Origin of the sequence: Candidatus Anoxymicrobium japonicum (assembly GCA_002843005.1) — a bacterium.
Lineage (GTDB): Bacteria > Actinomycetota > Geothermincolia > Fen-727 > Anoxymicrobiaceae > Anoxymicrobium > Anoxymicrobium japonicum.
Genome location: PHEX01000011.1, coordinates 23,539 through 33,564 on the forward strand (window position 1 = coordinate 23,539; position 10,026 = coordinate 33,564).

Below are 10,026 nucleotides of genomic sequence, written 5' to 3' on the forward strand. Positions count from 1 at the left end.
GACTTTTGGTGCCTGTTAGGATCGGAATTTAGATTGCTCTGCTATGATAGCATGCCGGAGGCTGGTTGGGCCAGTTCGTCCTGGGTCATTCCCACGCGTCTCAAGCAGTAGAACTGTTCGCCAACAACTCCTTGAGCTTTCCGCATTCGCGGAGTGGAAGTGCTTTAACTTTTTCGTGGAGGTCATATTCCCTCGACCCGGGATAAACGACATACAGGATTTCGAGGTTGAGATCCTGGAGCGCGACGTGCATTGACTTCGTCATTGACGGCGCGTCGGTACATTTGAATTCGAAACCGATGGCCTTCCCTTCCCGGAAGACCAGCAGATCCAGCTCAGCGCCACACTGCGTGCTCCAGAAATATGCGTTTTCAGCCACCCTTATGATCCCGAGTACCTGCTCCAGCGCGAAGCCCTCCCAGGAGACACCGTACTGTGGGTGGGCGCGCAACGCGTTCATATCCGGTATCCAGAGCAGCGAGTGCAACAGGCCACTGTCGCGGACATAGACCTTTGGGGATTTGACCTGCCGCTTCTTGAGGTTCGCGAACCATGGTGGCAGAACTCGGATCATGTACGATCCTTCCAGAATGTCCCGATAGTGTAACGCCGTTTTCGATGATGACCCGATAGATCGCGCGAGCTCCGAAGCGTTCCATACGCGCCCGTGGTAGTGCGCAAGCATCGTCCAGAATCGGCGCAGCGCCACCGACGGGATTCGAAAGCCCAGTTGCGGGATGTCCCGTTCGAGAAAAGACGCAACGAACGCCTCTCGCCAACGGAAGCTTCCCTCTTCGCGTTCGGCGAGCAAGGCCCGGGGGAATCCACCGCGTGTCCACAAGGTTTCCTGGTTGGCGAAGCCGACTTCACAGAGGTTGAGACCTGGAACGTGTACGAAAAGAGCCCGTCCCGCCAGGGACTCGGATACTCCACGAACGAGGCCTGGTGATGCGCTCCCAAGCGCGAGGAAACGGGCGGGCACGCGGGGTCGGTCGGCAAGGGGTCGAAGAGCGGAGAAAAGCTCGGGCATCCGCTGAATCTCGTCGATGACCACGAGGCCTCTCAGCGGCTCGAGGGTGAGTTCCGGGGTAGAGATGGCAGCCTGATCCGCCGCCCGCTCGAGGTCGAAGTACGTGACCACTTCGTCTCCGCGCTCTTTGTAATGCTGGACTACCATCTGCGCGAGAGTGGTCTTGCCCGTTTGACGGGCGCCTGTGAGTATAGTGACTGGTGCTTCGTCCAACGCCTGAAGTACCTTGTTCAGTAACGCTGTTCGAGGAATCAGCCTTTCTGAATGTTGCATAATTGGATTCTATCTCCAAATAATGTAGTAAATCAACCCCATTTCGGGCACGGACACAATCGGCGGTTACTCGGAATAAAAACGCAACACAGGGGCCTGACCCCATCTGTTGCGTTTTAGTATTTGAAAAAGTGCATAAACGTATGTAGAGTTTGAGTACCCGACATAGGAGGCGCTTACGTGGATCGTGAAAAAATAGAGACAGCCGTCAGGATGATCCTGGAGGCGATCGGTGAAGATCCGGACAGGGAAGGGTTGCTTCTCACGCCAGGTCGGGTGGCTGGCATGTACGAGGAAATACTCTCCGGCATCGGCCTCGATGCGATCGATGGTTTGGAGGTGCGGTTCGACGAGGATCACGAGGAGATGATCGTTGTCAGGGACATCGCCTTGTATTCGATTTGCGAGCACCATCTCATGCCCTTTATCGGCAAAGCTCACGTGGCGTACGTCCCTGCCGAATCAGGACAGATAACCGGCATCAGCAAACTTGCCCGCGTCGTGGATACTCTCTCCAGGCGGCTGCAGGTTCAGGAAAGATTGACCACGCAGATCGCCGACACTGTGATGGAAGGGTTGAACGCGCAGGGCGTTCTGGTAGTGATCGAGGCCGAACACCTGTGCATGTCTATGAGAGGGATCAAGAAGCCGGGAGCAATGACGATCACCTCGGCGGTCAGGGGTTTATTCTATAAAAGCCCCGCGGCCCGCGCCGAAGCGTTGTCTCTCATCATGAGGAACAACTAGTGCGACAAAACGGCAAGGCGAGCGAGTGTTCATCCAGATTCAATCCGCGCCTTCTTCGCGTGGAAGGGGAGGACGACGCGCGCAGGCTCTTGGAAGAGCTCGGGACTGATTCCATTGGGGCGTCCATCATGTCAAAGAAGATGGCGCACGTGGTGATAAAGGTCGAAAACGTCGAGGCCAGGGCCGCGAATGTCATCAAACAGGTAATGCTGTCCAAGGGGGGCGAGTGCGCCACCCCACGAGACACTCTCCTGAAGATGACAGAACACGTGTCGGTTATCATGATTGGCACCGTGAGACAGTTCTTTGAAGCCGTTAAAAACTTTTCCATGCAGCCGTTCGGACTCAAAGCGCTGGCCGGGGAGGTGGAGGCGTTGCTGCGGGACGCCCTTCCTCATAAAGGCGCGACGCATGCCATCCAGGCGGGCGAGTACACACTGAAGACAGGCGGCCGCACCCTTGTTATGGGCGTAGTGAACGTGACACCTGATTCTTTTTCCGATGGGGGTCGGTTTGTGGAGCTCGAGAGCGCTCACGCGCACGCGCTCGAAATGGCCGCTTCAGGCGTCGATATCATCGACATCGGCGGTGAGTCCACGCGCCCCGGCGCCGAGCCTGTTAGCGTCGATGAGGAAGCGAGGCGGACGATAACGTTCATCGAATCGCTTGCCCGCGAGATCCGCGTACCAATTTCTATCGACACTTACAAGGCTGAGATTGCTTCGATGGCGCTGGACGCGGGCGCGTCGCTGGTCAACGACATCAGCGCGCTGCGGCTGGACGAGAAGATGGCGCCGTTGATCGCCGACCGGGGCGCGCCGGTAATACTCATGCACATGCGGGGAACACCCGGGAACATGCAGGAGAGCCCTGTATACGATGACGTCGTGGGAGATATTTTGAGATTTCTGCGCGAGCGATCCGAGTTCGCGCGCGAGGCGGGCGTCATGCCGGAGAAGATAATGATCGACCCCGGGATCGGCTTTGGCAAGACCGTGGAGCACAACCTCGAAATAATGCGAAGGTTGGAGGAGTTCAAGAGTCTCGGGTATCCCCTGGTGCTTGGCGCTTCGAGAAAGAGGTTCATCGGATCCGTGCTCGAGCGCGAGGTGGGAGAGCGGCTGATGGGAACCGCGGCCACGGTGGCTTTCGCGATTGCGAGGGGTGTCGATATCGTCCGCGTACACGATGTGCCGGAAATGCTCGAGGTCGCGAAGATGGCCGATGCCCTCGCCGGGAAGTGGAGGCCCGATGAAGAGTAAAGGCTCATGCGTCGTAACGATCAGCGGTGTGCGGGTGTTCGCGCGCCACGGCGTTCTTCCAAAGGAGAAGAAGCGTCGCCAGGAGTTCCTGATTGACATCGAGATAGAGCTCGATGGTCCACCGTTGTCGGACGAGCTGTCCTCGACCGTCGATTACGCCGATGTCGCTTCGAAGGCGGCGTCTCTTGCCACAAACAGGAGCTATGATCTTATCGAGACACTTGCCTTTGACATCGCGTCGAGCGTTCTGGAGTCCAGGTTCGCGAGAAAAGCTACAGTGACCGTCAAGAAACCCGGCGCCTCGATGCCGGTTCACGTTGAATGCGTCGGGGTTACGGTAAGCAAAGATCGGCCCGCTGAAAGCGGCGGGTGTGGTGATGCGCGAAAGAGCGTTTCGTCGTGAGCCGCGCCTTTATCGGAATGGGCTCGAACATGGAAGACAGGCTCGAGCATCTCAAGGCGGGAATCGGCGCGCTGGCCGCCGCGGCCCCTGATGTAATAATTGTAAGCAAGTCGAGCGTTTACGGCTCGGCGCCTGTGGGGATGACTGACCAGCCCGATTTTCTGAACGCTGTCGTCGCGGTCGAGACCACTTTCGACCCGTACGAGCTGTTGAGCCTGTTGCACGAGATAGAGAGTGAGAGAGGAAGGAAGCGAATCGCCCATTGGGGTCCGAGAACCCTCGATCTCGACATTCTTATGTTCGGTGATCTCGAGCAGGACGATCCCAGACTCACACTGCCGCACCCCAGGCTCACCGAACGGTGTTTCGCGTTGGCGCCGTTGCTCGAGATCGACCCGGCCGCCGCGTTGCCGGACGGCACGCCGCTTCAATCGGCGCGCGAAAAGTTAGGCGACGCACAGGGCGTATGGCGCGTCGGCGACCTGATGACACCCGCCGCGGATCGGACAGAAACAATCGCTGTCATTGGCGCCGGAAAAGTTGGCACGGCGATCGCGCGAGCGCTCTCCACAAAGGGATATCGCGTCGTGGCAGTGGCCGACCTCAAAAAAGACGCCCGCGAGCGCGCGGCGTCGCTCGCGGGCTCGAGACCGTTTGAGAGCTGTGTGGAAGCAGCCGCCCGCGCGGATGTCGTGATCATCACCACGCCCGATGGAGCAATAGAAGGGGTCTGCGGCGACATTTCCGGATCTAATGCGTCGCTCGTGGGAAAGAAGTTTATTCACATGAGCGGCGCGCTCCCGCTTGCCGCGCTCGAGACCGCGGCGTCGAGGGGCGCTGATACTCTTTCGATCCATCCTATCGCGACTTTCGCGGATCTGATGAGCGCCGAGCGGTTCCTGCCCGGGAGCGCGTTTGGTGTTACATGCGATCTCGCGCTTCTCCCGTGGGCCCGTGATTTTGTGTCGGCGATGGGAGGTCGCACGCTCGTTGTAGCGGATGGCGACAAGGTCCTGTACCACTCCGCGGCCGTTGTGGCGTGCAATTTGCTTGCCATGGTGTCTTACGGCGCGTACGTAATCGCGAGGAGGCTCGGCTTCCGCGACGAGGAGACCTCGCAAGCATTCGGCCCGCTGGCGGCCGCTACCGTGGAGAACGTGAGCGCTCTCGGGCCCGCGTCCGCGCTGACGGGCCCTCTGGCGCGCGGCGACATCGGGACGATCCGTGCGCACATTGATGTTCTCGAGAAGTTTGATCCGGGTCTTGCCGAGATGTACCGAGCGGTCTCGCTGTGGGGCTTGAGGCTTACAGAGGAGTGTGGCGAACTCGACATGGGCGTTATCGAACAAATGAAAGAAATTCTCAATAGGGGTCAGGCAACGTCTACCGCGCAGCGGTAGACGGAGAGGTAGACGGTGCTTGACCCCTGGCGCGCCCTGGCGCGGATGAACAAGGAAAGTCTATGGAAATCGTAAGAGAAAAAGCGAAGATGAGGGCGATAGTGGAAAAAGCCAGGGCGAGTGGCCGGCTCGTCGGGGTTGTCCCGACAATGGGCTACTTTCACGAGGGCCATCTCGAACTGATGCGCCGCGCCCGCGTCGAGTGTGACCTCGTGGTGGTCACGCTGTTTGTGAACCCGACGCAGTTTGCCCCGGGAGAAGACTTTGAGGATTACCCGCGCGACTTCGAGCGCGACTGTGCCATGGCCGAGAGCGTGGGGGTTGACTGCGTGTTCAATCCGAGCGCTGAAGAGATGTACCCCGAGGGCTTCTCCACCTTCGTGGAAGTGGAACGGCTCTCAGATGTGATGTGCGGTAGCTCGCGAGGCGGCCACTTCCGGGGAGTCGCGACGGTGGTCTCGAAGCTTTTTAACATCGTGCCGGCACAGAAGGCTTACTTCGGGCAGAAGGACGGCCAGCAGCTTGCCGTCCTGCGTCGCATGGTGGCCGACCTCGACTTCGCGGTGGAGGTGATCGTGGTGTCAACCGTCCGAGAGGAGGACGGGCTCGCGATGAGCAGCCGCAATACGTATCTGAGTCCAAAGGACCGCATGAGCGCGCTTGCTTTGATCCAGGCTTTGAGGCGGGCATCTGAAATGATCGAGACGGGCGAAAGGAGTTCAGACGCGATCATTCGGGAAATGGAGGGCATCTTTGCCCGGTTCCCTGACGTGAATCTTGAGTATATAAGCATTTGTGATAATATTTATTTGAAGCCGCTTCACGAGCTTGAAGGGGAAGTCCTTGTGGCTGTGGCCGCGCGAGTCGGCAGAACTCGGTTGATTGACAACATGGTCTTCGAGATCGAAATAGAGTGATGAGATGGAAAATATCTACCGTAATATGCTCAAGTGCAAGATACACCGCGCGGTGATTACCGATGCCGACATCCAGTACGAAGGCAGTGTTACCATCGACCGTCGGCTTATGGATCTCGCTGATCTGGCGCAGTACGAGAAGGTCAACGTGTGGGATATCGATAACGGCGCCCGCCTCACGACTTACGTGATCGAGGGAACGCGCGACTCCGGCGAGATATGCATGAACGGCGCGGCGGCGCGCCTCGTACACAAGGGAGACAGAGTCATTATCTCTTCTTTTGTTTCCGTCCCGGAATCACGTGTGGCCGATCACCACCCCAAGATCGTTTTTGTGGATGACGATAACCGTCCCGAGATGATCGAGAATCATCTGACGGTCGATGACTTCTGTTGATTTTCAGTAGAGGGTGATCCGCGTTTAAGATGAAGCACTCTGATATTCAGGTTGACACTCTCGATATCATAGACGAGCTGTTTCTGGACGATGAAGTCGTAGCGGAGCAGATCCTCAAGATCAAGGAAGAGCGCAACGCCGTAATCCTGGCCCACAACTACCAGCGCCCCGAGGTTCAGGACATCGCGGATTTTATCGGCGACTCGCTCGGGCTCTCGAGAGAAGCGGCGCGGGCTGACGCCGACGTGATAGTTTTTTGCGGCGTCCACTTCATGGCCGAGACGGCGTTTATTCTGAGCCCGGACAAGATTATATTGTTGCCTGATATACATGCCGGTTGTCCCATGGCGGACATGGCGAGCGTCGAAGATGTCGCCCGCGCGGCCTCGAAGCGCCCTGACGCGCGTGTCGTCTCGTACGTGAACACGTCGGCCGCGGTCAAGGCGGTGAGTGATTACTGCTGCACGTCGGCAAACGCCGCCGAAGTGGCGCGCGCGGTCGATAGTGACGCGGTTCTCTTCGTCCCCGACAGGAACCTTGCGGCATACGTAGCCTCAAAGGTCGATAAAGAGATAATTCCCTGGGATGGATTTTGCCCGGCGCACAATGACATTACCGCGGATCACATAAGGAGCGCTCTCGAGGAGCATCCCGGCGCCGAGGTGATAGCCCACCCGGAGTGCGTCGCTGAGGTGCTCGAGATTGCCGACCACGTGCGCAGCACGTCCGGCATGATCGAGGCCGTTCTCGAGTCTGACGCGGAGGAGTTTGTCATAGCCACCGAGTCCGGGATTCTCTACCCGCTATCGAACACCGTGCCGCACAAGCGCTTTTATTCTCCGGCAAAGGCGCCGATCTGCTGGAACATGAAGCTCACAACTCTTCCCAAGGTTCTCTGGGCGTTGCAAACATTGGAGTCCAGGGTAACCGTCCCCGAGGAGATCAGGGTAATGGCGCTTGGCGCTGTCGAAAGAATGCTGGCACTGGGATGATCCCTCGTTATTTGCTATCGTTTGACACGCGTGAGGCGCCTCAAATCTCCTGCGACGTCATCGTCGCGGGCAGCGGGGTGGCCGGGCTGTCGGCCGCGCTGACGCTCTCCCGTTTCTGCAAAGTGCTACTGGTAACCAAGTCCGATCTGCGGGTCTCGACCACGCGCCATGCTCAGGGTGGCATCGCGGCGGTCATGGACGCCCACGATTCCAGCCAGTCCCACATAGACGACACGCTCGTCGCCGGCGCGGGGCTTTGTGATCCCGGGGCTGTGGGGATTCTTGTGAATGAAGGGCCTGACCGTGTTCGAGAGCTTCTCGAGGATTATCACGCGAATTTCGACATGAGCGCCGGAGAGCTGGACCTTGCCAAAGAAGGCGGACACTCCTGCCGCCGGGTAGTGCACGCCAGAGGTGACGCGACCGGCTTCGAGGTTGAGGAGGCGCTTGGAAAAGCCCTCGCGCGCGATGAGAAAGTGTCAGTGATGGAGCACGCTTTCGTGGCCGACCTTTTGCTTGACGATGGCGTGTGCCGTGGTGCCTTGATCGTTGACGCTCGCCGCAATGCCACTGTTGTGGCGTGGGCGAACGCCACGGTGCTGGCCTTAGGGGGGACGGGAGAGGTATTTCTCGTCACGACAAATCCCCCGGTCTGCACAGGGGATGGAGTGGCGATGGCGTTCAGGGCGGGCGCCACAGTCGCGGACGTGGAGTTCGTCCAGTTTCACCCTACCGCGCTGCACACGCCAGAGAAGCCCAAGTTCCTGATAAGCGAGGCGGTGCGGGGAGAAGGCGCGTGGCTGGTGGATGACGAGGGAAACAGGATAATGGATGGCATCCATCCCATGGCCGAGCTGGCGCCGCGCGATATTGTCGTAGCACGAATGGTAGATGTCATGAAGGATCAACAGCGAAACCATCTGTTCCTCGACGTGCGACACCTCGACCCGGACGTGATTCACTCGAGGTTCCCCACTATCTACGAGCATTGCATGCAGGTGGGCATAGACATGACGCGCCATAGAATCCCGATCTCGCCTGCGGCTCACTACACGAGCGGCGGCGTGGTTACGGATTTGTGGGGCCGGACGGATATCCCCGGCCTCTACGCGTGCGGGGAGACCGCCTGCACGGGCGTGCACGGGGCCAACCGCCTCGCCTCGAACTCCCTGCTCGAAGGCCTGGTTTTCGCGAGGAGGATAGCGCTGTCGCTGAAGGGATTGCCTCAGGCGAAGCTTCGAAAGCCGCGTATCCTCTCTACGCGAAAAGCGAACAGCCCGCCCTCTCGCGCGGATTTGTTGCGCGACAACCTTCGTGAGGTCATGCTCGATTCGGTCGGCATGGTTCGCTGCGAGCGTGGGCTGCGCGAGGCGCGTGAGTTCCTCCACGCAAACGCGCGCGTGCTGGACGCCGAGTTCACGGACGTGCCGGGCATGGAGCTTCAAAATATATTGACCGTGGCCTGCCTCATAACAACGGCGGCGCAGATGCGCCTCGAAAGCAGAGGCTGTCATCGCAGGCGCGACTATCCGGTTTCAGATGAGTGGAACTGGCGTAAGCACATTGACATGAAACTGGTCGAGGGAAACATCGAGGCCACGCTCCGGCCGCAACGCTCAAAGGTTCCCGCGGAACTGAAAATACCGATTGTCGGAAAGGTGTAACCGGATGGATATAGGAGAAACCGCGATTGGGATAATAAGGCTGGCGCTCGCCGAGGATCTGGGCGTTGACGGTGACATTACTACCGTGGCGGCGTGTTCTCCGGACGCGCGGGGCAAGGCCGTGATAGTAAGCCGTGAGCCGTGTGTCATCGCCGGTGGCCCTATCGCCGCGAAAGTCTTTGAGCTGGCCGGCGACGGAGCGTCGTACCGGGCGCTCGTGGCGGACGGCGACGCCGTTTCCCCCGACGAGATAATCGCGCGGGTCGAGGGGCCGCTTTCGGCGATACTGGCGGGTGAGCGCACGGCGTTGAACTTCCTTTGCCACCTGTGTGGCATCGCCACGTTGACGGCGAGGCTTGTCGATATCGCGAAACCGCATGGCGTGAAGATAATGGACACCCGCAAGACCAATCCGGGCATGCGCCCGCTGGAGAAGTACGCCGTGGCCATGGGTGGAGGGATCAACCACCGGCAGGGGCTTTTCGATGGCGTGATCATCAAGGACAATCACATCGCCGCGGCCGGCGGGATCGAGATCGCTGTCCGACGGGTTAGAAACGCTTACGGCGACTCCTTCCCGATCGAGGTCGAGGCAACCACTCTTGACGAGGTGCGAGAAGCTATCCGCGCGGGCGCGGACATCGTCATGTTTGATAACATGCCACCGGAGATGATCAGAGAGGCGCTTGCCCTCATTAGCGGCAAGGCGCGCACGGAGGTGTCCGGGGGCGTGACGGGAGAGAACTTGAGTTCGTACGTGGATATTGGCGTTGACGCGATATCTCTCGGGTTCATAACGCACTCGGCCCCCGCATCCAACCTGTCACTCGAAATAGAATAGCAAAATGCATAATGGGGTCAAACCATATTATGCGTTTTAGGTACGACAGCAAGACGTTCAGGTAAAAATGCATAATGGGGTCAAACCATATTATGCGTTT

General features: G+C 58.9%; 10 protein-coding genes. 9 read left to right on the forward strand and 1 reads right to left on the reverse strand.

Annotation, left to right across the window (positions count from 1 at the left end; all coding sequences use genetic code 11):
- Positions 1 to 100 precede the first annotated feature (100 nt).
- Positions 101 to 1,303, reverse strand: a complete 1,203-nt coding sequence (locus CVT63_02045) for a hypothetical protein (protein PKQ28586.1) — start codon at positions 1,301 to 1,303, stop codon at positions 101 to 103.
- Between the two features lie 180 nt (positions 1,304 to 1,483).
- Between CVT63_02045 and folE the strand changes: the two genes are divergently transcribed.
- The 9 genes from folE to nadC all read left to right on the forward strand — a co-directional run bounded on the left by folE (position 1,484) and on the right by nadC (position 9,926).
- Positions 1,484 to 2,050: a GTP cyclohydrolase I FolE gene (folE, locus tag CVT63_02050; protein PKQ28587.1), complete on the forward strand. Its 567-nt coding sequence runs from the start codon at positions 1,484 to 1,486 to the stop codon at positions 2,048 to 2,050.
- On the forward strand, positions 2,050 to 3,312 hold the full coding sequence (gene folP / locus CVT63_02055; protein PKQ28588.1) for a dihydropteroate synthase: 1,263 nt from the start codon (positions 2,050 to 2,052) through the stop codon (positions 3,310 to 3,312). Before folE ends, folP begins: the two co-directional genes overlap by 1 nt.
- Positions 3,239 to 3,715 carry a dihydroneopterin aldolase gene (gene folB, locus CVT63_02060; protein PKQ28589.1) on the forward strand — a complete coding sequence of 159 codons (477 nt, stop codon included), beginning with the start codon at positions 3,239 to 3,241 and terminating at the stop codon, positions 3,713 to 3,715. Before folP ends, folB begins: the two co-directional genes overlap by 74 nt.
- Positions 3,712 to 5,115, forward strand: coding sequence for a 2-amino-4-hydroxy-6-hydroxymethyldihydropteridine diphosphokinase (folK, locus tag CVT63_02065; protein ID PKQ28590.1), 1,404 nt, complete (start codon positions 3,712 to 3,714; stop codon positions 5,113 to 5,115). Before folB ends, folK begins: the two co-directional genes overlap by 4 nt.
- Before the next feature lie 62 nt (positions 5,116 to 5,177).
- Complete coding sequence (locus CVT63_02070) at positions 5,178 to 6,032, forward strand: pantoate--beta-alanine ligase (protein ID PKQ28591.1); 855 nt, start codon at positions 5,178 to 5,180, stop codon at positions 6,030 to 6,032.
- Positions 6,033 to 6,045: 13 nt separating this feature from the next.
- Positions 6,046 to 6,429: an aspartate 1-decarboxylase gene (locus CVT63_02075; GenBank protein PKQ28597.1), complete on the forward strand. Its 384-nt coding sequence runs from the start codon at positions 6,046 to 6,048 to the stop codon at positions 6,427 to 6,429.
- Positions 6,430 to 6,458: 29 nt separating this feature from the next.
- On the forward strand, positions 6,459 to 7,421 hold the full coding sequence (locus CVT63_02080; GenBank protein PKQ28592.1) for a quinolinate synthase: 963 nt from the start codon (positions 6,459 to 6,461) through the stop codon (positions 7,419 to 7,421).
- Positions 7,418 to 9,085 carry an L-aspartate oxidase gene (gene nadB / locus CVT63_02085; protein ID PKQ28593.1) on the forward strand — a complete coding sequence of 556 codons (1,668 nt, stop codon included), beginning with the start codon at positions 7,418 to 7,420 and terminating at the stop codon, positions 9,083 to 9,085. The genes CVT63_02080 and nadB overlap by 4 nt, the downstream gene beginning before the upstream one ends.
- A gap of 4 nt (positions 9,086 to 9,089) precedes the next feature.
- On the forward strand, positions 9,090 to 9,926 hold the full coding sequence (gene nadC, locus CVT63_02090; GenBank protein PKQ28594.1) for a nicotinate-nucleotide diphosphorylase (carboxylating): 837 nt from the start codon (positions 9,090 to 9,092) through the stop codon (positions 9,924 to 9,926).
- Positions 9,927 to 10,026 lie beyond the last annotated feature (100 nt).